General features: G+C 55.2%; 20 protein-coding genes. 7 read left to right on the top strand and 13 right to left on the bottom strand.

The window, feature by feature from the left end:
- Window positions 1–168: 168 nt before the first annotated feature.
- The gene (gltP, locus tag PUZ33_RS19670) at window positions 169–1,482 is read right to left on the bottom strand and encodes a glutamate/aspartate:proton symporter GltP (protein ID WP_013095082.1); all 1,314 of its coding nucleotides are present in this window, start codon (window positions 1,480–1,482) and stop codon (window positions 169–171) included.
- Between the two features lie 423 nt (window positions 1,483–1,905).
- On the opposite strand from gltP, the gene acs reads away from it, so the two are divergent.
- The 3 genes from acs (at window position 1,906) to actP (ending at window position 5,959) form a co-directional block, all read left to right on the top strand.
- Window positions 1,906–3,864, top strand: a complete 1,959-nt coding sequence (gene acs / locus PUZ33_RS19665; protein WP_047351900.1) for an acetate--CoA ligase — start codon at window positions 1,906–1,908, stop codon at window positions 3,862–3,864.
- Between the two features lie 134 nt (window positions 3,865–3,998).
- Window positions 3,999–4,313: a DUF485 domain-containing protein gene (locus PUZ33_RS19660; protein ID WP_013095080.1), complete on the top strand. Its 315-nt coding sequence runs from the start codon at window positions 3,999–4,001 to the stop codon at window positions 4,311–4,313.
- Window positions 4,310–5,959, top strand: coding sequence for a cation/acetate symporter ActP (actP, locus tag PUZ33_RS19655; protein ID WP_062676705.1), 1,650 nt, complete (start codon window positions 4,310–4,312; stop codon window positions 5,957–5,959). Before PUZ33_RS19660 ends, actP begins: the two co-directional genes overlap by 4 nt.
- A 31-nt stretch (window positions 5,960–5,990) precedes the next feature.
- Here actP and PUZ33_RS19650 read toward each other — a convergent pair whose 3' ends face one another.
- Complete coding sequence (locus tag PUZ33_RS19650) at window positions 5,991–6,680, bottom strand: LrgB family protein (RefSeq protein ID WP_058680845.1); 690 nt, start codon at window positions 6,678–6,680, stop codon at window positions 5,991–5,993.
- Window positions 6,673–7,083 carry a CidA/LrgA family protein gene (locus tag PUZ33_RS19645; protein WP_058680844.1) on the bottom strand — a complete coding sequence of 137 codons (411 nt, stop codon included), beginning with the start codon at window positions 7,081–7,083 and terminating at the stop codon, window positions 6,673–6,675. The genes PUZ33_RS19650 and PUZ33_RS19645 overlap by 8 nt, the downstream gene beginning before the upstream one ends.
- 102 nt (window positions 7,084–7,185) lie before the next feature.
- On the opposite strand from PUZ33_RS19645, the gene PUZ33_RS19640 reads away from it, so the two are divergent.
- Window positions 7,186–8,079, top strand: coding sequence for a LysR family transcriptional regulator (locus PUZ33_RS19640; RefSeq protein ID WP_058680843.1), 894 nt, complete (start codon window positions 7,186–7,188; stop codon window positions 8,077–8,079).
- 72 nt (window positions 8,080–8,151) lie between these two features.
- Here PUZ33_RS19640 and PUZ33_RS19635 read toward each other — a convergent pair whose 3' ends face one another.
- The 4 genes from PUZ33_RS19635 to soxR all read right to left on the bottom strand — a co-directional run bounded on the left by PUZ33_RS19635 (window position 8,152) and on the right by soxR (window position 13,039).
- Window positions 8,152–9,798, bottom strand: a complete 1,647-nt coding sequence (locus PUZ33_RS19635) for a Na+/H+ antiporter (protein WP_013095075.1) — start codon at window positions 9,796–9,798, stop codon at window positions 8,152–8,154.
- A gap of 150 nt (window positions 9,799–9,948) precedes the next feature.
- Complete coding sequence (gene ghxP, locus PUZ33_RS19630; RefSeq protein ID WP_013095074.1) at window positions 9,949–11,298, bottom strand: guanine/hypoxanthine transporter GhxP; 1,350 nt, start codon at window positions 11,296–11,298, stop codon at window positions 9,949–9,951.
- Between the two features lie 298 nt (window positions 11,299–11,596).
- Entirely contained in the window at window positions 11,597–12,268 is a 672-nt protein-coding gene (locus tag PUZ33_RS19625; RefSeq protein ID WP_013095073.1) for a glutathione S-transferase family protein, read from the bottom strand.
- 312 nt (window positions 12,269–12,580) lie between these two features.
- Window positions 12,581–13,039, bottom strand: coding sequence for a redox-sensitive transcriptional activator SoxR (soxR, locus tag PUZ33_RS19620; protein WP_058680841.1), 459 nt, complete (start codon window positions 13,037–13,039; stop codon window positions 12,581–12,583).
- Between the two features lie 97 nt (window positions 13,040–13,136).
- Between soxR and soxS the strand changes: the two genes are divergently transcribed.
- On the top strand, window positions 13,137–13,463 hold the full coding sequence (gene soxS / locus PUZ33_RS19615; protein WP_013095071.1) for a superoxide response transcriptional regulator SoxS: 327 nt from the start codon (window positions 13,137–13,139) through the stop codon (window positions 13,461–13,463).
- 6 nt (window positions 13,464–13,469) lie between these two features.
- Here soxS and PUZ33_RS19610 read toward each other — a convergent pair whose 3' ends face one another.
- Window positions 13,470–15,035, bottom strand: coding sequence for an EAL domain-containing protein (locus tag PUZ33_RS19610; RefSeq protein ID WP_023622182.1), 1,566 nt, complete (start codon window positions 15,033–15,035; stop codon window positions 13,470–13,472).
- Window positions 15,036–15,592: 557 nt separating this feature from the next.
- Here PUZ33_RS19610 and PUZ33_RS19605 point away from each other — a divergent pair.
- Window positions 15,593–15,874, top strand: a complete 282-nt coding sequence (locus PUZ33_RS19605; RefSeq protein ID WP_058680840.1) for a YjcB family protein — start codon at window positions 15,593–15,595, stop codon at window positions 15,872–15,874.
- 62 nt (window positions 15,875–15,936) lie between these two features.
- Here PUZ33_RS19605 and ssb1 read toward each other — a convergent pair whose 3' ends face one another.
- Window positions 15,937–16,461, bottom strand: coding sequence for a single-stranded DNA-binding protein SSB1 (gene ssb1 / locus PUZ33_RS19600; RefSeq protein WP_003860284.1), 525 nt, complete (start codon window positions 16,459–16,461; stop codon window positions 15,937–15,939).
- A gap of 251 nt (window positions 16,462–16,712) precedes the next feature.
- Here ssb1 and uvrA point away from each other — a divergent pair, with 251 nt between their 5' ends.
- Window positions 16,713–19,535, top strand: a complete 2,823-nt coding sequence (uvrA, locus tag PUZ33_RS19595; RefSeq protein WP_013095069.1) for an excinuclease ABC subunit UvrA — start codon at window positions 16,713–16,715, stop codon at window positions 19,533–19,535.
- A 3-nt stretch (window positions 19,536–19,538) separates the two neighbouring features.
- On the opposite strand, the gene PUZ33_RS19590 is transcribed toward uvrA, so the two are convergent.
- The 4 genes from PUZ33_RS19590 to tyrB form a co-directional block, all read right to left on the bottom strand.
- Window positions 19,539–19,892: an MmcQ/YjbR family DNA-binding protein gene (locus tag PUZ33_RS19590; RefSeq protein ID WP_013095068.1), complete on the bottom strand. Its 354-nt coding sequence runs from the start codon at window positions 19,890–19,892 to the stop codon at window positions 19,539–19,541.
- A gap of 2 nt (window positions 19,893–19,894) precedes the next feature.
- Window positions 19,895–20,311, bottom strand: a complete 417-nt coding sequence (locus PUZ33_RS19585; protein ID WP_013095067.1) for a secondary thiamine-phosphate synthase enzyme YjbQ — start codon at window positions 20,309–20,311, stop codon at window positions 19,895–19,897.
- 112 nt (window positions 20,312–20,423) lie between these two features.
- Window positions 20,424–21,137 carry an acid phosphatase AphA gene (gene aphA / locus PUZ33_RS19580; protein ID WP_013095066.1) on the bottom strand — a complete coding sequence of 238 codons (714 nt, stop codon included), beginning with the start codon at window positions 21,135–21,137 and terminating at the stop codon, window positions 20,424–20,426.
- 217 nt (window positions 21,138–21,354) lie between these two features.
- A complete protein-coding gene (gene tyrB, locus PUZ33_RS19575; RefSeq protein WP_038418465.1) occupies window positions 21,355–22,548 on the bottom strand; it encodes an aromatic amino acid transaminase in 1,194 nt (397 codons plus the stop codon).
- Window positions 22,549–22,638: the final 90 nt, after the last annotated feature.

Here is a 22,638-nt window from a genome sequence, read left to right as displayed (position 1 = left end):
AGCTGATAATCGGAGCAATGATGCGTAAGCTGGCGCAGGTGGCGTATGGCGTCCTGAAATCAGGACGCCCGTTCGATGCCACACTGCACGAGAAAAATGCTTGCGTGGCATAACAGTATCTACAAAACCCGTAGGCCCGGTAAGCGCAGCGCCACCGGGCTTAGGATGTTACTGGTCAGCCGTCTTATCAAAACGACCCAGCACCTCGCGTTCATACGCCAGCGCTTTTTTACGGTCGAACTTGTGTTCCCACTTGGCGATAACCAGCACCGCCAGCGCGTTTCCAACCACGTTCAGCGCCGTACGCGCCATATCGAGGATACGGTCAACACCGGCGATAAACGCCAGACCTTCCAGCGGAATACCGACACTGCCAAGCGTCGCCAGCAGCACCACGAAGGAGACACCCGGCACGCCCGCGATCCCTTTTGAGGTCACCATCAGCGTCAGCACCAGCACAATTTCCTGCCACAGCGACAGATCAATGCCGTACAGCTGGGCAATAAAGATGGCTGCAATGCTCTGATACAGCGTCGAGCCGTCCAGGTTAAAGGAGTAGCCGGTTGGCACCACGAAGCTGGTGATAGAAGCCGGGGCACCATAGGCCTCCATCTTCTCAATAATACGCGGCAGCACGCTTTCAGAACTGGCCGTGGAGTACGCCAGAATCAGCTCATCTTTCAGAATGCGGATCAGGATCCAGATGCTCAGCCCACACAGGCGCGCCACAATGCCCAGTACCACCAGCGCGAAGAACAGGATGGCGAAATGCACCAGAATTACCAGCTTCGCCAGCGGCCACAGGGAGGCAAAACCGAAGTTCGCCACGGTTACCGCGATAAGCGCAAACACCCCAACCGGCGCGTAACGCATCACCATGTGGGTCACTTTAAACATGGTTTCAGAGATGGAGCGGAACACGGTGACCAGCGGTTCACGGTGCGTGGCAGGCAGAGAGGAAAGACCCAGACCAAAAAGCACCGAGAAGAAGATGATTGGCAGCATCTCGCCCTTCGCCATCGACGCCACAATGTTAGTCGGCACCAGTGACAGGATGGTGCCCATCAGGCCGTGCGCATGGCTCTGCACTTCAGCGGTCGTACTTTGGTATTTCGAAATATCCACCGTCGCAAGTTGCGACATATCGATCCCGGAACCTGGCTGGAAGACATTCGCCAGGGTAATGCCAAGGATGATGGCAATCGTCGTGATCACTTCGAAATAGAGAATGGTTTTTGCACCGATGCGGCCCAGCTGTTTTGCATCACCGACTCCGGCAATACCGACCACCAGCGTCGAGATGACAATCGGCACCACGATCATTTTGATCAAATGAATAAAGATATCGCCCGCCGGGGAGAGCAAGTTCGCAATCAGCCACTCGCGGCTGTCGCTGTGATAATGGAGATAGCTACCCAGCAAGATACCCAGCACAAGGGCCAGCAGGATTTGCCAGGCCAGGCTGACTTTAACGTTTTTCATAGAAACTGACTTCCTCAATGAAGCGCCCTATTCATGCAGACTGCATGAATATGGAGACATACTGAAAGGGTATGAATTGTGTTGCGTTGGTTTATGGGATTTTTTAACGCGGCGTATGAGTATCATCTGCGCGGTGTGTTGCGCAAGCCTTAAAGAACAACGCATTTCACTACGAAAAGCCGTTATGACGCGAGTTTACGATAATTCTTATAAATAACCATTTGTTATAAAAACGATTTTTTATGCTCAAATGTGAATAATCCGTCCGGTAAATTATTTTTCTTCAAAGTTTCATTCGCTCATTTTTCATACGCTTCAAACAATGCGTGATCTGCCGCCCAAATAATAAACAAAGCTTGTAAAGCCCCTACTATTAACGTTTTTGCGACATATTATTAACATCTTACAAGGAGAAAAAAAGCCATGAGCCAAATACACAAACACGACATTCCCGCTAACATTGCGGACCGTTGCCTGATCAACCCGGAGCAGTACCACGAAAAGTATCAGCAATCTGTCTCTGATCCTGACGCTTTCTGGGGCGAGCAGGGCCATATTCTTGACTGGATCAAACCTTACCAGAAGGTGAAGAACACCTCCTTTGCACCGGGTAACGTTTCTATTAAATGGTATGAAGACGGCACGCTAAACCTTGCGGCGAACTGCCTCGATCGCCACCTTGCCGAACGCGGTAACGAAACGGCCATTATCTGGGAAGGCGACGACGCCTCTCAGAGCAAACATATCTCTTATAAAGAGCTGCACCGCGACGTGTGCCGCTTCGCTAACGTGCTGCTGGACCAGGGCATTAAAAAAGGCGATGTGGTCGCCATCTATATGCCGATGGTGCCAGAAGCGGCGGTGGCGATGCTGGCCTGCGCGCGCATCGGCGCGATCCATTCCGTTATCTTTGGCGGGTTCTCGCCGGAAGCGGTTGCCGGGCGTATTGTCGACTCGAGTTCGAAACTGGTGATCACCGCCGATGAAGGCGTGCGCGCCGGGCGCGGTATTCCTCTGAAGAAAAATGTCGACGAAGCGCTGAAAAACCCGAACGTCAAAACCGTCAGCAACGTTATCGTCCTTAAGCGTACCGGTGGCAAGATCGACTGGAATGAAGGGCGTGACCTGTGGTGGAGCGACCTGATTGAAAAAGCGAGCGACCAGCATCAACCGCAAGAGATGAACGCGGAAGATCCGCTGTTTATCCTCTATACCTCCGGCTCCACCGGCAAACCGAAAGGCGTACTGCACACCACCGGTGGCTATCTGGTCTATGCAGCCACCACCTTTAAATACGTTTTCGACTACCATCCGGGCGATATCTACTGGTGCACTGCCGACGTGGGCTGGGTCACCGGTCACAGCTATCTGCTGTACGGCCCGCTGGCCTGCGGTGCAACAACGCTGATGTTTGAAGGTGTACCAAACTGGCCAACCCCGGCGCGGATGTGCCAGGTGGTCGATAAGCACCAGGTCAACATTCTGTACACCGCGCCAACGGCGATCCGTGCGCTGATGGCGGAAGGGGATAAAGCGATAGAAGGTACTGACCGCTCTTCCCTGCGCATCCTCGGCTCCGTCGGCGAGCCTATCAACCCGGAAGCCTGGGAGTGGTACTGGAAGAAGATCGGCAACGAAAAATGCCCGGTAATGGACACCTGGTGGCAGACCGAAACCGGTGGGTTCATGATCACCCCAATGCCGGGTGCGACCCGCTTAAAAGCCGGTTCAGCGACCCAACCGTTCTTCGGCGTCCAGCCTGCGCTGGTGGATAACGAAGGCAATCCGCTGGATGGTGCCACCGAAGGCAACCTGGTGATCGTCGATTCCTGGCCGGGCCAGGCACGTACGCTCTTTGGCGACCACGAACGCTTCGAGCAGACCTACTTCTCAACCTTTAAAAACATGTACTTCAGCGGTGACGGCGCGCGTCGCGACGAGGATGGCTATTACTGGATCACCGGGCGCGTGGACGATGTGCTGAACGTCTCCGGCCACCGTCTGGGCACCGCGGAGATTGAATCCGCGCTGGTATCGCATCCGAAGATTGCCGAAGCCGCCGTTGTGGGGATCCCGCACAACATTAAAGGCCAGGCGATTTACGCTTACGTGACGCTGAATCACGGTGAAGAGCCATCGCCAGAACTGTATGCCGAAGTGCGCAACTGGGTCCGCAAAGAGATTGGTCCGCTTGCCACACCGGATGTGCTGCACTGGACTGACTCACTGCCGAAAACTCGTTCCGGCAAAATTATGCGCCGTATCTTGCGCAAAATTGCGGCAGGGGACACCAGCAACCTTGGTGATACCTCAACGCTCGCCGATCCGGGCGTGGTGGAAAAACTGCTCGAAGAGAAGCAGTCCATCGCAATGCCTTCGTAACCTTTTCTCCCTCTCCCTGTGGGAGAGGGCCGGGGTGAGGGCATCAGACCGCACCTTCCTCCCCTCACCCTAACCCTCTCCCCATAGGGGAGAGGGGATAAAACAAACCAACCTTACTTCTGGAGAACTCTGTGATGAATAACGATATTTGTCAGCAGATAGAGAATAGTGCGCACTACAGGGAGCTCGTTGATAAACGGCAACGGTTTGCCTTCTTACTTTCCATCATCATGCTGATTATCTACGTCGGCTTTATTCTGCTTATCGCCTTTGCCCCGCACTGGCTGGGTACGCCGCTGCATGAGGGCACCAGCGTCACACGGGGCATCCCGATTGGCATTGGCGTGATTGTGATTTCGTTTGTGCTGACCGGCGTCTACGTCTGGCGCGCGAATGGCGAATTCGATCGTCTTAATAAAGCGGTACTGCGTGAGGTAAAAGCATCATGAAGAGAGTCCTGACGGCGCTTGCCGCCACACTTCCCTTTGCGGCACACGCCGCAGATGCCATTACCGGCGAGGTTCAGCGCCAGCCAACCAACTGGCAGGCGATTATCATGTTCCTGATTTTCGTGGTGCTGACCCTGTATATCACTTATTGGGCGTCGAAACGCGTTCGTTCCCGTAACGATTACTACACCGCGGGCGGCAATATTACCGGTTTCCAGAACGGGCTGGCGATTGCGGGCGACTTTATGTCTGCCGCGTCTTTCCTTGGGATCTCCGCGCTGGTGTACACCTCCGGCTACGATGGTCTGATCTACTCTCTCGGCTTCCTGGTGGGCTGGCCGATCATTCTGTTCCTGATCGCCGAACGCTTGCGCAACCTGGGGCGTTTCACCTTTGCTGACGTGGCTTCGTATCGCCTGAAGCAGGGCCCGATTCGCATTCTCTCCGCCTGCGGTTCGCTGGTGGTGGTGGCGCTGTATCTGATCGCCCAGATGGTTGGCGCAGGCAAACTGATCGAACTTCTGTTCGACCTGAACTACCACGTCGCGGTGGTGCTGGTGGGTGTGCTGATGGTGATGTACGTCCTGTTTGGCGGCATGCTGGCAACCACCTGGGTGCAAATTATCAAAGCGGTTCTGCTGCTGTTCGGTGCGAGCTTCATGGCCTTTATGGTGATGAAACACGTCGGCTTTAGCTTCAACAACCTGTTTACCGAAGCAATGGCTGTCCACCCGAAAGGGGAAGCGATCATGAGCCCGGGCGGGCTGGTGAAAGACCCGATATCCGCGCTTTCACTCGGTCTGGGTCTGATGTTTGGTACCGCAGGCTTGCCACATATCCTGATGCGTTTCTTCACCGTGAGCGATGCCCGCGAAGCGCGCAAGAGCGTCTTCTACGCCACCGGGTTTATGGGTTACTTCTACATACTGACCTTTATCATCGGTTTCGGCGCCATCATGCTGGTGGGAGCGAACCCGGCATTTAAAGACGCGGCGGGCGCGCTGATTGGCGGGAACAACATGGCGGCAGTGCATCTGGCGGATGCGGTAGGCGGCAACCTGTTCCTCGGCTTTATCTCAGCGGTGGCCTTTGCCACCATCCTTGCCGTGGTTGCCGGGCTTACGCTTGCCGGTGCATCTGCGGTGTCGCATGACCTGTACGCGAACGTGTTCCGCAAAGGCGCAACCGAGCGTGAAGAGCTCAAAGTCTCCAAAATCACCGTACTGATACTGGGTGTGGTGGCGATCCTGCTGGGGATCCTCTTCGAGAAGCAGAACATTGCCTTCATGGTGGGGCTGGCCTTCTCAATTGCGGCGAGCTGTAACTTCCCTATCATCCTGCTCTCCATGTACTGGTCTAAACTGACCACCCGTGGCGCAATGGTAGGCGGCTGGCTGGGGCTGCTGACTGCGGTGATTCTGATGATCCTCGGCCCGACGATTTGGGTTCAGATCCTCGGTCACGAAAAGGCGCTCTTCCCGTATGAGTACCCGGCGCTGTTCTCAATCGCTGTGGCGTTTATCGGTATCTGGATCTTCTCTGCAACCGACAACTCGCCGGAGGGGAACCTGGAGCGTGAGAAATTCCGCGCCCAGTTTATCCGCTCACAAACCGGCCTGGGCGTGGAACAAGGCCGCGCACACTGAGTCTTTATCCCCGGCCTTCGGGCCGGGGAGTTCAGAACATCACCCACGCCACCAGCGGCGCAACCAGCACCATCAACACGCCGGAGAGCATCATCACCAGGCTTGCTACAACCCCCTCCTGCTGACCCAACTCATAAGAGCGTGCCGTTCCCGCGCCGTGTGACGCCGCGCCAAATCCCGCCCCTTTTGCCAACCCTTCACGGATAGAAAGCCGCAGAAATAGCATGTCGCCTACCGCCATACCGAAGACACCGGTGACAACCACGAACAGCGCCACCAGATCCGGCTGTCCGCCGAGCGGTTTAGCGGCTGCCAGCGCAAATGGCGTCGTTACCGAGCGCACGGCCAGGCTACGCTGAATTTCATCGGGCAGCGTAAACAGCCGCGCCAGCCAGACGGAGCTACAGACCGCCACCACCGTGGCGGTAATCACCCCCGCGCTGAGCGACATCCAGTGACGTTTAATGATATTCAGGTTGTCGTACACCGGCACCGCAAAGGCGATGGTGGCCGGCCCCAGTAGCCACAGCAACCAGTGGGATTCGCCAATGTAGTTTTGCCAGGAGATATGGCCAAAAACCAGCATCAGCACCAGCAGGATCGGCGTGAAGACCAGCGGCATCAGCGGCAGCGCGTGAAAGCGACGATACAGGCGTTTGTTGGCAAAGTAGATAACCAGCGTGGCAATCAGGCACAGCACGCTTATCTGGAAGTTAGTCATGTTTTTGCCTGCGGATCTCGAAGCGATAAACCTTGTCCACCACCCAGGCGGTGGCACCCAGCACCATCAGCGTGCTCAGGGCGATGACCGCGAAGATCCGCCAGCCGTCCACCATCAGCAGTTGCGCATAGTTCACCACTGCCACCACGGCAGGAACAAAGAACAGCAACATCTCTGCCAGCAGCCAGCGCGCGCCGGCACGCACCCAACTAAGGGGGATAATGCGGCAGAGAATGAGCGTCAGCATCAACACCATCCCCACCAGGTTGGCAGGCAGCGGCAGATGCAGCCAGCCGACAAGATATTCCGCAAAAACAAACAGTCCCGCGTAGAGCAGTACCTGAACCGGTACCTGGAGTCGTTGCACAACGGCAGGCGTAACACGGCTTAACGCCACGGCCATGGGGGTTTTCCTCAAAAATGAGACGAGGCGCCAGTATAGTGAGCGCACGGTATGGACTGAAATGAATTAAAATCATCGAAGGTATAGTTTCGAGGAATAATCATGGACATAAGAACGCTGCGCTATTTTGTCGAAGTGGTTCGCCAGCAGAGTTTTACCCGCGCAGCGGAGAAGTTATTTGTTACCCAACCCACCATCAGCAAAATGCTGAAAAACCTCGAAGATGAACTCAACTGTACCCTGCTGATCCGCGACGGACGCAAGCTGTTGCTTACCGATACCGGGCGTGTGGTGTTTGAACGTGGTCTGGCGATCCTGGCCGAGTTTCGTCAGCTGGAAGCAGAGCTAGACGATATTAACCACCTGACCAAAGGGGTGCTGCGCCTTGGTATTCCGCCGATGGTCGGGATGATGATGGCCGGGCCGATTAGCCTGTTTCGCCAGCGTTACCCCGGCGTTGAACTCAAAATTTCGGAGTTTGGTGGATTAACCGTCCAGCAGGCCGTAACCAACGGCGAGCTGGACGTCGCCATGACAGCCCTCCCCGTTGAGGAAGAGAGCGGTCTGGCGACGCTTCCGCTCTTTAGCCATCCGCTGTGCGTGCTGGTTCCCCGCTCCGGCGACTGGCTCAAGCGAGATTCAGTGAAACCTGAACTGCTCGGTGAATACCCTCTGCTGATCTACAACGAAGATTTCGCCCTCAGCCGCCAGCTGATGACGCTGTTTAATCAACATAGCGTGAAGCCGCGCATTGCGGTGCGCAGCGGCCAGTGGGATTTCCTGGCAGCGATGGTGCAAGCAGGCGTGGGGATTGCCATTCTGCCGCAGCCGATTTGCGAGCGTCTGGATAAAAACACGCTGCGCTGGATCCCACTCGAAAGCGATTTGCACTGGCAGCTGGGGATGATCTGGCGAGAAGGGATATATTTGTCGCACAGCGCCCAGGCGTGGCTGCAATGTTGTGAGGGATTTTGGGTTCCTGACCCCTCACCCTAACCCTCTCCCCACAGGGGAGAGGGAACCGATCGAGCCCCTCGCCCCTATGGGGAGAGGGGTTGGGGTGAGGGGCTACTGATTCTCTATCAACAACGCTTCCAGCAGATCCAGATCGTGCAGCAGCTTTTGCAGCGTTTCATTACTGATTTGCCGCGTGGCACGCAGGTGGTACAGCTCGGCACGCTCGGAGCGCAGCGCCGCCAGACGGAACCGGCGCTCCAGGTTCTCCTCCTGCAGCGAGCTTTCCACATCGTTACGGCCGTCAGCCCGGCGACGCAGATTACCAATCACGCGTGAGCTCACCTCCGTCAGCAGCTGATTGTCGATGTTCTCTTCGGCATCGGCGGCCAGGCGCTCTTCCATTTTCTGAATAGCGACAATCGCCACTTCGGCAGTGGCGGCGCGGGCAATCCGCTCCTCTTTATGCTGCTGCGTGGCGTCCCCGGCGTCGATATGCTGCAGCAAAATCGGCAGCATAATCACCCCGACAAACAGTGAGAACAGGATCACGCCCGCCGCCAGGAAGACCAGTTCATAACGCGCCGGGAAGACATCGCCCGTCGGCAACAGCAGCGGAATGGAGAGCACACCGGCCAGGGTAATCGCCCCGCGTACCCCCGCAAAGGAGGCAATCAGCAGCTCACGCGTGGTCCACGAACCAAACTCCATCGGCTTTTTCTTCAGGAAGCGCACGCTGAAGTTTTTCATCGTCCACAGCCAGCCGAAGCGCACCAGCATCAGCGCCATGTAGATCAGCACGATGTCGGTAAAGAGCATCCAGACTTCAACGTTCGGATCGGCCTCCGCCGCCACCAGAGAGGATTCCATAATGCCCGGCAGCTGCAGACCCAACAGCAGGAAGACCATGCCGTTAAAGACAAATTCCAGCATTGCCCAGGTGCTGTTTGCACGCAGACGCATGGCCAGCGGCGCGCGGCGCATTACGCCGGAGCGGGTGATGGTCATCCCTGCCGCTACCGCTGCCAGAATGCCCGACACGCCAATATGTTCGGCAATCAGATAGGAGGCAAACGGCAGCAGGAACAGCAGTACGATCTGTGTTGCGGGTTCATCACCGCCCCAGCGACTGAGGAAGCGCAGCGAGCGGCCATACAGCCAGCTCACCACGAAGCCCGCCAGGATACCGCCAATAGCAACCTTGAAGAATTCCAGGGTCGCGCCACCCACGGTAAAGATCATCGTCCCCATTGCGACGGCCACGGCGAACTTCAGGGCAACCAGACCGGAGGCGTCGTTCATCAGCGCCTCTCCCTGTAAGATGCCCATGATTTTCTTCGGAATCCGCCCTTCACCCACAATGCCGGACAGCGCCACGGCATCGGTTGGCGACAGGACTGCGGCCAGCGCAAAAGCGGGTATTAACGGGATCCCCGGAACCACCCAATAGATCAGGAAACCAATCCCGACCACGGTCACGACGACCAGCGCCAGCGCCAGACCGAAGATCTCGCGCCCATGTTCCAGAAACTCGCGCGTGGGTGTTTTCCAGCCATCAGCAAACAGCAGTGGCGGGATAAACAGCACGAGGAACAGTTCCGGGTCGAACTCAACGTGCAGGCCAAACGTCGGCCACGCCAACAGCGCGCCGATAGCAATTTGCATTAATGGCAGGGGGACCTGAAAGGGCAGTACGCGTGTAACCACCCCGGATAATGAGACCACAAGGGTCATGATGAGTATTGTGAAAAAGATTTCCATGCGTTCCCTGTTTGCTGTGTTACTTATGTACTACGGAAGGCGTCGTGCCTTTTATTCTATCTTCCCCAGAGTAACGCAAAAGGCAACGGGATGAGTCCTGAAAATAAAAACGGGCGGCCTGAGCCACCCGTTTTCGCATCAAAGGACAATTTAGATTGCCCAGCCGCCCGCGTAGAACACCACCAGCGCAACGGCGATAACCACGGTGCCGATGTTCAGCTTGCGCCACTCACCGGAGACCAGGCGACCAATCACCAGCGACGCGAAGCCGATCATGATGCCGGTCACGATGTTACAGGTCAGCACGATAAATACCGCAGTGATCAAGCCTGACATCGCGTCCACAAAGTCCGCAAAGTCAATTTTCGCCACGTTGCTCAGCATCAGCAGGCCGACGTACATCAGTGCCGGAGCCGTAGCGTAGGCTGGCACCAGGTAAGAGAGCGGCGAGAGGAACAGGATCAGCAGGAACAGCACACCAACGGTAATGGCGGTCAGGCCAGTTTTACCGCCTGCCGCGGTGCCCGCAGCGGACTCGATATAGACCGCAGCCGGAGAAGCGCCTACCAGACCCGAGAAGACGCTGCTCAGGGAGTCGGTGGTCAGCGCTTTGCCACCGTCGATAATCTGACCGTCTTTATCCAGCAGGTTCGCCTGACCGGCCACCGCACGGATGGTCCCGGTGGCATCAAACACCGCCGTCATCACCAGCGCCAGCACGCTTGGCAGGATCACCGGGTTCAGCGCGCCGACAATATCCAGGCTGCCAATCAGGGAGTTACCGTTGTCATCGCTCAGTGACGGCATGGCAAAAATACCGGAGAAATGCACGGTCGGATCGAAAATCAGGCCAACAATGGACACACCGATAATGGTCAGCAGAATGCCGCCTGGGACTTTCAGTTTTTCCAGACCAATAATCACCGCCAGGCCAATCAGGGACATGATCACCGGGAAGCTGGCGAAGTGACCCAGCGCCACCGGCAGACCGTCCAGCGGGTTCTTAATGACCAGACCCACGCCGTTGGCGGCAATTAGCAGCAGAAACAGACCGATACCGATACCGGTGCCGTGCGCCACGCCGTGCGGCAGGTTGCGCAAAATCCAGCTACGAATGCCGGTTGCCGAGATAATGGTGAACAGCACGCCCATCAGGAAGACGGCGCCCAGGGCAACCGGTACGCTGATGTGTTGGCCCAGCACCAGGCTAAACGCGGTGAAGGCGGTCAAGGAAATGGCACAGCCAATCGCCATCGGCAAATTCGCCCACAGCCCCATTACGATGGAGCCGACACCGGCGACAAGACAGGTTGCAACAAAGACCGCTGCCGGAGGGAAGCCTGCTTTACCGAGCATGCCCGGCACAACGATGACGGAGTACACCATTGCCAGAAACGTTGTCAGACCGGCAACGATTTCCTGGCGCACGGTGCTGCCGCGAGCAGAAATTTTAAATATGGCGTCAAGTGAACCGCCGGTACGCGCGGATGGCGTAGACATAGAAAACATCCCCTGAGAGTTTTTATAGAAAGTCCGTAAGCGTGGTGGAGACTCCACTGCCAGCAAAACGTCAAATCCTTGTGCTGCGTTTGCGACGAAAAGGGGCGTCACAAAAAAAGCAAACGTTTAGCTCCGCGCTTACAAAACGGGTGGTCAAATTTAGGCAAACGATTATCCAGCCTAATCACCGCCCTTTTCAACTGAACTTTCTCGTTTTTCGCTAAATTTCCCTTATGACGATGAAGAAATAAGCAGAGGATGCGCAAACGTTATCGTTTATGCGCAATGGGGTTACAAATTACGCCTCGCCAGGGATCGTTAACGGCCCACCTTGTTCCAGGGTTCTCTGCCAGGCAGGACGATTTTCGACCTTTTTCTTCCAGGCATGGGTGTGCGGAAGATCCTCGACACCGCCGCGTGCCAGCAGGGCAAAAATCGGGAAACTCATCTGAATATCGGCCATGCTGAGAGTCTCTCCGGCAAACCAGCTATTTTCAGCCAGGTGAGATTCAATAAAACGCGCGTGGGTTTCGAGCTGGGGATTGAGATAGGCTTTTTGCACGCCCTGACCCAGCGCTTTCCCCAGCGTGCGTATTCCAAACGGCACGGGCGGTTTACCAAGGCTGCTAAATACCAGCTTCATTAACAGCAGCGGCATAAGAGAACCTTCTGCATAGTGTAGCCAGAAGCGGTATTGCACCTTATGGGCAGGATCCAGCGGCTTAAGCTGCGATTCTGCGTCGTAGGTTTCCTGCAGATACTCCAGAATGGCACCGGATTCAGCAAGGATCAGCCCGTTGTCTTCAATGACCGGAGACTTGCCCAACGGATGCACGCGTTTAAGGGACTCGGGAGCCAGCATCGTTTTTTCGCGCTGGTAGTGAACAATCTCATAGGGCAGAGAAAGTTCTTCCAGAGCCCAGATCACGCGGTGTGAGCGCGACTGGTTAAGGTGATGTACCGTGAGCATAGTGGTCTCCTGTTATTCATACTTTTTAACTATAGAAAATTGAACAACACCGCGAAAAATATTCGCCAAAAAAGCGGCCCCGGTGACTGGCGAAAAAGCGGCCCTTACATAGAATTAAAGTGTCAGCACAAACCGGAACCTCCTCAACCAGCTCGACATGAGGGGTGCTGATGTCGGGGGAAACCCTCCCGTGAGCCAGCGGGATAGAGAGAAAGACAAAGACCGGAAAAAACTAAAGCGCCCTTATGTGGCGCTTTAGTTCTTTATTATGCTTTTTGCTGGATGGCGCAGCCGCCACCCGGCAAACAGATCTCAATCTTCTTCCAGCAGCCGCGCCCCCGTCCCCTGTTCGCCCAGTTTGTCACCGGGGTTGCGTAACGGGCAATCGCTGCGCGACAAACAGCCGCAACCGATGCACCCGTCCAGTTGGTCACGCAGCGCCACCAGCGTATGAATACGCCGGTCCAGCTCCTCTCGCCACTGGGATGACAGCTCTTTCCACTCTTTCGGGCTCAGCGTGTGGCCTTCCGGTAACACGCCGAACGCCTCACCGATGGTGGCCAGGGGAATTCCGATTCGTTGCGCAATTTTAATAATCGCCACATAGCGGAGCACGTCACGGGTGTAGCGCCGCTGGTTTCCGGCGTTACGGATGCTTTTGATTAACCCTTTACTTTCATAGAAGTGGAGCGCCGATACTGCCACACCGCTTCGCTTAGCCACTTCACCCGGGGTCAAAAGCGCTTTTATTCTCGGCAATCTCTTTTCCATAAAACCTCTTTACCTCAAGTTAACTTGAGGAATTATACTCCCCCACAGAGAAAACGACGAATCAACCAGGAAAGTTGTATCTACAGAGGGCAACCTTATGTCGCATCAGCAAATTATTCAGACACTTATTGAATGGATTGATGAACATATCGACCAACCGTTGAACATTGATGTGGTCGCGAAAAAGTCGGGCTATTCGAAATGGTATTTACAGAGAATGTTCCGGACCGTAATGCACCAGACGCTGGGTGAGTACATTCGTCAGCGCAGGTTACTACTGGCAGCGCAGGCGTTACGCTCTACGCAGCGGCCTATTTTTGATATCGCGATGGATCTGGGGTATGTGTCGCAACAAACCTTTTCCCGCGTGTTTCGCCGCGAGTTTGACCGCACGCCAAGCGATTACCGTCACCAGTTGAATTAAGGTTTATCAGTGCAAAGGTTGCTGCTGCCAGGTCATAAACTCCTGGGGCGGCATCGCTTTCGCGAAGTGCCATCCCTGACAGAACTGTACACCGCGCTTCAACAACCAGCTTACCTGCTCGGCAGTTTCTACCCCTTCCGCAATGGTTTTGAGCCGCAGGCTCTGCGCCATCTCGATAATATGCTCGGCGATAAGATGGCTGGTGCTGTTGGTGGTTAGGGTGTCGATGAAGGATTTGTCGATTTTCAGAATATCGACATTCAGCGAGTAGAGATTATGCAGGTTCGAGTAACCTGTACCAAAATCGTCGATTGCCACTTCATAACCCGCCTGACGAAAAGCCTGGATAACCGGCGTAGTTTTCGGCACATCAATAAAACCGCGCTCCGTCACTTCGATTTTGATCTGCTGCGCACGCACGGCATAGTGCCGCGCTTTGTCGGATATCATGGCGATCAGCCGCGAAGAGTGAAAATCCGTCGCCGACAGGTTGATCGAAATATAGAGGTCAGGATGCGCGGCCAGGAAATGGCCCAGATCGCTGAAGACCTCTTCTACAACATAATCCGTAATGCGTTCGCTCATCCCCTCTTTTTCCGCCAGCGGGATGAATTCCGCGGGGCTCATGACAGGCCCGTTAAAACCAGGCCAGCGCAACAACGCCTCTGCCCCCACGCACTGATTATTCTTGATATCGATGATTGGCTGATAATGGACACAAAGCTGACGTTTATTCAGCGCCCGATGCAGCAATCGTCCTGGGGAGTTCAGCTCACGGTGGGTGCGCGACCAGACCAGCAAAATAATGATGCTACAGATCATTCCCAGCGGCAGCGTCAACGTCGCCTGATGGTAGAGCGTTTCATAGAAGCGTTTATTCGACGTTGAAACGATGGCGGCAATCGGACGTTTATCCGATTTTACCACCGTATAAAAACGGTCATCTTTTTGAAATACCACGTCCTTATCCCGAATCATCGAGTTTAATAAAGAAACGTTGGCTTTCTGACTGACGGAAAAGAAGGCATTCGTTACCGTATCGTACACGCCCCATGAGAGAGAGTGATCGGTGGACATCACTTCACTGTACGAGAGTGGATTAACCACCACGACATAATTCCCGCGCTGCATATATGTCATTTTATAGCCAGTGAAAAATGGCGTATCACGGTAATAATAGATAGCGATATCGGGTTTTCGGATGTAATTAGCGGGGGAGATCGCATAGGGCCGATCCGGGGTAAAAATGGATGAACAACGAAAATTCTGGCCTTCGGCATAAATTAAATCAGCGATGAACAGACGGCCGCGAACCACGTTCAACATATATTGCCGATGTGACGGCGTACAAACTTTACCCTGATATTTTTCCGCTTCGGCCCGGGCCAGATCAACCTGTTCAATAACCAGTTCAGTTTTGTCTAAAGCCAGTTCAGCAAATGTGCGTAACTGCGCGCTTGTTTCCGACACCGCTCTTAGCTGGGCAAACCATAGCGCAAGCATCACCGGCAGCATAACTACCATGATGATCCCTACCACTCTGAGCATCTTGCGCCGCGCGCTACGATTCATTTCCCGCCCTATATCCCTGCATGTTGTACGCCTGTAGTAATGAAGGCCGGATGCTTTGATAAACAGGTGATTACGTTGCATGAATCATGCGAAGTTAGCAACTGACTTTTAGTATTAAAAATCTTAAATTTCGTTATGACGATAATATTTGTCCGTAAGCTAAACTAAAAGTATTCGTTCCGTTTCTATTAAGGGAAATATTTATCCAGCCTGAACGGGTGTAATTTGATCAATGTTTTATAAACGTTCTGCTATTACCACATTATTTCCAGGATCAGCAGAGAATAACGCTTCACTTATAAAAAGGCATAGCTGACGGCGCCATTGCTCTCCTCCGCTCGTTCGAAGGAGGTTGCTCCCGGCACGTGGTGGGTTCGCATACGCCGATGTCGAAGGCAACCCCATCCTGCCGCCTCTCTTTTTCAGCGTAATAAAATCCCTAATCTGCTCGCACAGACACTGGCGAATAAATCAACAAATGTGATATAGTTCACACATATCATGTAACGAGAAACACTGTTTCATTCAGTTCGTCTGTTTTGGAGAGGATGGGTTTTATGGCAACCATTACGACCAGCATGGTTCTCCTGCGCTGGCCTTTGTTGAGTGCGGTACTGATGTTTTTAGCCAGCACGCTGAACATTCAGTTTCGTAAATCTGACTACGCGGGTCTTGCGGTCATCAGTACGCTGTTAGGACTGGGCGCGGCTTGCTGGTTTGCAATGGGTCTGCTTGGTATCACCCTGCTGGATATTGCCGCCGTCTGGGAAAATATTAAAGTAGTGATGGTTGAGGCAATGAGCCATACGCCACCAGACTGGCCGATGGTGATTACCTGATACCTGACTGAATAAAAAACCCAGACCGATGTCTGGGTTTTTTTATTTTGCATATCCGTGAATCAGAACGGAATATCGTCGTCGAAGTCCATTGGTGGTTCGTTAGACGGTGCCGGAGCGGACTGCTGCTGCGGACGAGACTGCGCGCCGCCGCTGAACTGGTTGCCGCCCTGTGGCTGCTGAGGCTGGCCCCAACCGCCCTGCTGCTGGCCGCCACCTGCTGGAGCGCCACCGCCCTGACGGCCACCCAGCATCTGCATGGTGCCGCCAACGTTTACCACCACTTCAGTGGTGTACTTTTCCTGACCGGATTGATCGGTCCATTTGCGGGTACGCAGTTGGCCTTCAATATAAACCTGAGAGCCTTTACGCAGATACTCACCGGCCACTTCTGCCAGTTTGCCAAACAGCACAACGCGGTGCCATTCGGTCTGCTCTTTCATCTCACCGGTCGCTTTGTCACGCCAGGATTCGGAAGTAGCCAGCGTAATGTTGGCAACTGCGCCACCACTCGGCATGTAGCGTACTTCCGGGTCCTGGCCCAGATTACCGACGAGAATCACCTTGTTTACGCCTCTGCTGGCCATGTTCGTGTCTCCTGAATACGTTTCTTAATAGTGTAAACGCGCGAGTGTACCATTTCCACGCGTCAATTTGCATAGTTGCGTGGCGGGTTCAGAAATCTCTCGCGAACTCGGCATTGTTACACAGCTATTCAGAAAATGCATTCCAATACTGTATATTCAAACAGGTTAAATTGTGTCATAATTAGCCGTTTCTGACAGCCGTTTGTCCTTCAAACAAACCAGGCAATCCGTGTTCCAACCGGGAAAGGTGAATGGATAAGATCGAAGTTCGGGGCGCCCGCACCCACAATCTCAAGAATATCAACCTCATAATCCCTCGCGACAAACTCATCGTCGTGACCGGGCTTTCGGGGTCTGGCAAATCCTCACTGGCTTTCGACACCCTGTATGCCGAAGGACAGCGCCGTTACGTTGAATCACTCTCTGCGTATGCGCGCCAGTTCCTGTCATTGATGGAAAAACCGGATGTAGACCATATCGAGGGGCTTTCGCCTGCTATCTCTATTGAGCAGAAGTCCACCTCCCACAACCCGCGTTCAACGGTCGGTACCATTACCGAAATTCATGACTACCTGCGTCTGCTGTATGCCCGCGTAGGAGAGCCGCGCTGCCCGGATCACGACGTGCCGCTGGCGGCGCAGACCGTGAGCCAGATGGTGGATAACGTGCTGTCGCAGCCAGAAGGCAAACGCCTGATGCTGCTTGCCCCAATCATTAAAGAGCGTAAGGGCGAGCACACCAAAACGCTGGAAAACCTGGCAAGCCAGGGGTATATCCGCGCCCGTATCGACGGCGAGGTGTGTGACCTGTCCGATCCCCCTAAGCTGGAGCTGCAGAAAAAACACACCATCGAAGTGGTGATTGACCGCTTTAAAGTGCGTGACGATCTGGCGACCCGTCTGGCGGAATCCTTTGAAACTGCGCTGGAACTCTCTGGCGGTACGGCGGTGGTCTCCGATATGGACGACCCGAACGCGGAAGAACTGCTCTTCTCCGCCAACTTTGCCTGCCCGATTTGCGGCTACAGCATGCGTGAGCTGGAGCCACGTCTGTTCTCCTTTAACAACCCGGCGGGAGCCTGCCCGACGTGTGACGGCCTGGGCGTACAGCAGTATTTTGACCCGGACCGCGTGATCCAGAATCCGGAACTGTCGCTGGCTGGCGGTGCGATCCGTGGCTGGGATAAGCGTAATTTTTACTACTTTCAGATGCTTAAATCGCTGGCAGAGCACTATAAGTTCGACGTGGAGGCGCCGTGGGCCAGCCTGAGCCCGAACGTGCACAAAGTGATCCTGTTCGGTTCCGGTAAAGAGAACATCGAGTTCAAATACATGAACGATCGCGGCGATACCTCCGTGCGTCGCCACCCGTTCGAAGGGGTGCTGCACAACATGGAGCGCCGTTACAAAGAGACCGAATCCAGCGCGGTGCGCGAGGAGCTGGCGAAGTTCATCAGCAACCGCTCCTGCGCCACCTGTGAGGGCACGCGTCTGCGTCGCGAAGCGCGCCACGTGTTTGTCGAAAACACGGCGTTGCCGACCATCTCAGACATGAGCATCGGTCACGCAATGGACTTCTTCAACAACCTGAAGCTCTCCGGCCAGCGTGCGAAGATTGCCGAAAAAGTGCTGAAAGAGATCGGCGACCGTCTGAAATTCCTGGTGAACGTCGGCCTGAACTACCTGACGCTTTCCCGCTCCGCAGAGACGCTGTCCGGCGGTGAAGCCCAGCGTATCCGTCTGGCCAGCCAGATTGGCGCGGGCCTGGTGGGCGTCATGTATGTCCTGGACGAACCGTCCATCGGCCTGCACCAGCGAGACAACGAGCGTCTGCTCGGAACGCTTATTCATCTGCGTAACCTCGGCAACACGGTGATTGTGGTCGAGCACGACGAAGATGCGATCCGTGCTGCCGACCATGTGATCGACATCGGCCCGGGCGCGGGCGTGCACGGCGGCCAGGTGGTCGCGGAAGGCACCCTGAAAGACATCATGGCGGTGCCAGAGTCGTTAACCGGCCAGTACATGAGCGGCAAGCGCAAAATTGAAGTGCCGAAACAGCGCGTGGCGGCGAACCCGGAAAAAGTGCTGAAGCTCACCGGCGCTCGCGGCAACAACCTGAAAGACGTGACGCTGACGCTGCCCGTCGGGCTGTTTACCTGTATCACCGGCGTATCCGGTTCCGGTAAGTCGACGCTGATCAACGATACGCTGTTCCCGATTGCGCAGACGGCGCTGAACGGCGCGACGCTGGCCGAACCTGCACCGTACCGCGACATTCAGGGGCTGGAACATTTCGATAAAGTTATCGACATCGACCAAAGCCCGATTGGCCGTACGCCGCGTTCCAACCCGGCGACCTATACCGGCGTCTTCACGCCCGTCCGTGAACTCTTCGCCGGTGTACCGGAAGCGCGTTCGCGCGGCTACACGCCAGGACGTTTCAGCTTTAACGTTCGCGGCGGCCGCTGTGAAGCGTGTCAGGGTGACGGCGTGATCAAGGTTGAGATGCACTTCCTGCCGGATATCTACGTGCCGTGCGACCAGTGCAAAGGCAAACGCTATAACCGTGAAACGCTGGAGATTAAGTACAAAGGCAAGACCATCCACGAAGTGCTGGACATGACCATCGAAGAGGCGCGCGAGTTCTTTGATGCCGTTCCTGCGCTGGCGCGTAAGCTGCAGACGCTGATGGACGTAGGCCTGACCTACATTCGTCTGGGGCAGTCAGCGACCACGCTCTCTGGAGGTGAAGCGCAGCGCGTGAAGCTGGCGCGTGAGTTGTCCAAACGCGGTACCGGGCAGACGCTGTACATTCTCGATGAGCCGACCACCGGTCTGCACTTTGCGGATATCCAGCAGTTGCTCGACGTTCTGCATCAGCTTCGCGATCAGGGCAACACTATTGTGGTCATTGAGCACAACCTGGACGTGATTAAAACCGCGGACTGGATTGTCGATCTCGGCCCGGAAGGCGGCAGCGGCGGCGGTGAAATCCTCGTCTCCGGTACGCCAGAGACCGTTGCAGAGTGCGAAGCCTCGCACACCGCGCGCTTCCTTAAACCGTTGCTGTAATTGTCACACGGAGAGTTGCTGTCGGGTCGCTTCCGGCAGCAGCTCAACCGCCTGCTGATAAGACGCGTCCACCAGGTAGTAAATCTGCGACCCCGGGAGTGAACCGTCGAGATAGACCGTACTCCAGTGCGCTTTGTTCAGATGTTTGCTCGGCCGGACATCGTCGTGCTGCTGACGTAATAGCTCCGCCAGCTCCGGGCTGGTTTTCAGCGACGCCGCCGGGCGGCCTTCCACCTCTTTCACCATCGCAAACAACACATCTCCCACTTTAATCTGCGTGGCTTTCCAGTCGCTGTGAACGCTCTGCTCCGCGCCTGGCTTACTCATGCAGTACTGCAGTAGCTCCGAAATTGTCATCTTTATTCCCCTTGTAGCGTTGCGATAATTTTACGCGAACCACCGTGAATGCGATGTTCTCCCAGCCAGATCCCTTGCCATGTTCCCAGCAGAAGCCGCCCGTTGTGTACCGGCAGCATTAGCGATACGCCCAGCAGAGAAGATTTGATATGCGAAGGCATGTCGTCCGCCCCCTCATAGTCATGCTCGTAGGAGGCGTTGTCCGGAACGGTTTTCAGAAAATGCCGCTCCATATCAGACCGGACGGTGGGATCGCAATTTTCATTAAGCGTGAGAGAGGCCGACGTGTGCTGAAGCAGCAGATGCAGCAAACCCGTTTTGACGCGCGACAGATCGCGGATCTGCCCGATAACTTCATCCGTCACCAGGTGAAATCCGCGAGGTTTAGCGCTTAAGGTCAGGGTTTGTTGGTACCACATGTGCTGCTCCGTTATGAAAGTGAATCTTTCTAAGTGTGCAGCAAGAAGACGAAAGGTAAAACCCGCAGCGACGAGATTTGATTAAAAAAGAGCCAAACTCGCCGCCAACGATTTAATACTCTGAGTTCACAATGACCTCTTCGCCAAACTTCCCGGCCATTGGCAGCGGGCGATAGGTCGAGTTTGAGGCGCGTAACACCCTGATCCCTCTGGCTCCCACATCACGCGCGGCGCTGATATCGTTGTCTGAATCACCGTAGAAGACCTTGATATGTTTCTGCTCCAGCCACTGGGTTTTGGTGTTTTGTCCCGGTTTGTCACCTGCGAAAATCACCGGGTTCATGCTGGCCGCCGGGATCAGGAAATCATCCTGCAGGGTTTTAGAGACGGTTTCCGTTTTGGTCTGGCTGCGTCCGGTAACGAAGTAAATGCTGTCGCCGCGTTTTACATGCATGGCGATAAGCGCGCGGGCCACCTCTTTCGGGATGCTGAATTCGTCCCAGCCGTTGTTCATCTTTTCCCAGAATTCCGGGTTTTTCAGATACGCTTCGCTGTCCGGCGAGTATGTTTTTTTACCGCGCCAGAACCCGGGGCTGGAGAAGAGAACGGTATCGTCAATATCAAAGCCCACGGCCATTGGCGGGCGGCCCATCAGGCTGTTTTCAATCTGGGCTACAGAAACCCAGTGAATGGGGGCTTGTTCAGCCAGAATAGCGGCGGTAGTGCCGGTGTAAAGCGGCGTCGGTGCGGAAGCGCGCGCGACGACCGTACTGTTAAGCGAGAACAATAAGCAGGCGGCGCTGAGCGCCAGTGTGATCTTGCGCATATTTTCCCCTGAATATTCAGTTTGTTATCGTTTTAATTTGAGCGACTGGTCAAAAATCTATCCGACCATAACCCCAGCGGGAGATGAAGGGAAGGAGTTTTTGCTTATGAGGTTGGATAAAAAGAAGAAGATCACAGAATGCCGGGCAACCTGTTTGTGCGGCCTGATGCCCTCATCCCGGCCCTCTCCCACGGGGAGAGGGAGGGTGAGTAAGTACTTACATTACTGCAGCAAATGCCTGCGCCACGCGATGAACGTTGCTGGCATTCAGACCCGCCACGCACATACGTCCGCTGGCAATCAGGTAGACGCCGAACTCTTCGCGCAGACGTTCAACCTGTGCGGCGCTCAGCCCGGTGTAGCTAAACATCCCGCGCTGTTTAAGCAGATAGTCGAAGTTATGCCCCGGTACGGCCTCTTTCAGCACGTTGACCAACTCCTGACGCATCGACAGAATACGCTTACGCATGGATTCCACTTCTGCAAGCCAGCTGGCTTTTAGCTGTTCGTCTCCCAGCACGGTCGCCACCACCTGCGCGCCAAAGTTTGGCGGGCTGGAGTAGATGCGGCGCACGGTCGCCTTCAGTTGCCCCAGTACGCGACCTGCCGCTTCGGCGTCTTCGCACACCACAGAGAGGCCACCCACGCGCTCGCCGTACAGGGAGAAGATTTTTGAAAACGAGTTGCTGACCAGAACTGGCAGACCGGCGCTGGCCACGGCACGGATAGCATAGGCATCTTCTTCCATCCCGGCGCCAAAGCCCTGATAGGCGATGTCGAGGAAGGGGATCAGGTTGCGCGCTTTCAGCACCTCAATCACCGCATCCCACTGGGCGTTGGTGAGATCTGCCCCGGTCGGGTTGTGGCAGCACGGGTGCAGCAGCACTATGCTGCGCTCTGGCAGGGTATTCAGTTTTTCCAGCAGCGCGTCAACGCGCACGCCGTTGGTTTCACTGTCGAACCATGGATAGGTCGCCACCTTAAAGCCAGCACCCTCAAAAATCGCCACGTGGTTTTCCCAGGTGGGATCGCTGACCCATACCCCTGAATCCGGGAAGTATTTTTTCAGGAAGTCCGCACCCACTTTAAGCGCGCCTGAACCGCCCAGGGTCTGGATGGTTGCCACACGTTTTTGTGCGAGCACCGCGTGATCGGCACCAAACAGCAGCGGCGCGATGGCGTTACGGTAAGTATTGAGCCCTTCCATCGGCAGATAAAGAGAAGCACCGTGCGGGGCGGCGTTAAGACGCGCTTCCGCTTCAGCAACGGCTTTCAACTGAGGAATAATGCCGTCCTCGTTGTAATACAGACCAATGCTGAGATTCACTTTGTCGCTGCGAGGATCTTCTTTGAAACGCTCCATTAAGGAGAGAATGGGGTCGCCGGCGTAGGCGTCAACTTTCTGAAACACGCGATGGTTCTCCGGAATTCGATGAGGTAGGGAATTCAACAATAAACCGGATATGACAGAAGATCGAGCGTTTAACCTGTTCCATGCCGG

Origin of the sequence: Enterobacter cloacae complex sp. 2022EL-00981, from assembly GCF_028737495.1 — a bacterium.
Classification (GTDB): domain Bacteria; phylum Pseudomonadota; class Gammaproteobacteria; order Enterobacterales; family Enterobacteriaceae; genus Enterobacter; species Enterobacter cloacae.
The sequence above is the reverse complement of the archived record's forward strand: the minus strand, read 5'-3'. Positions and strand labels throughout refer to the sequence as shown.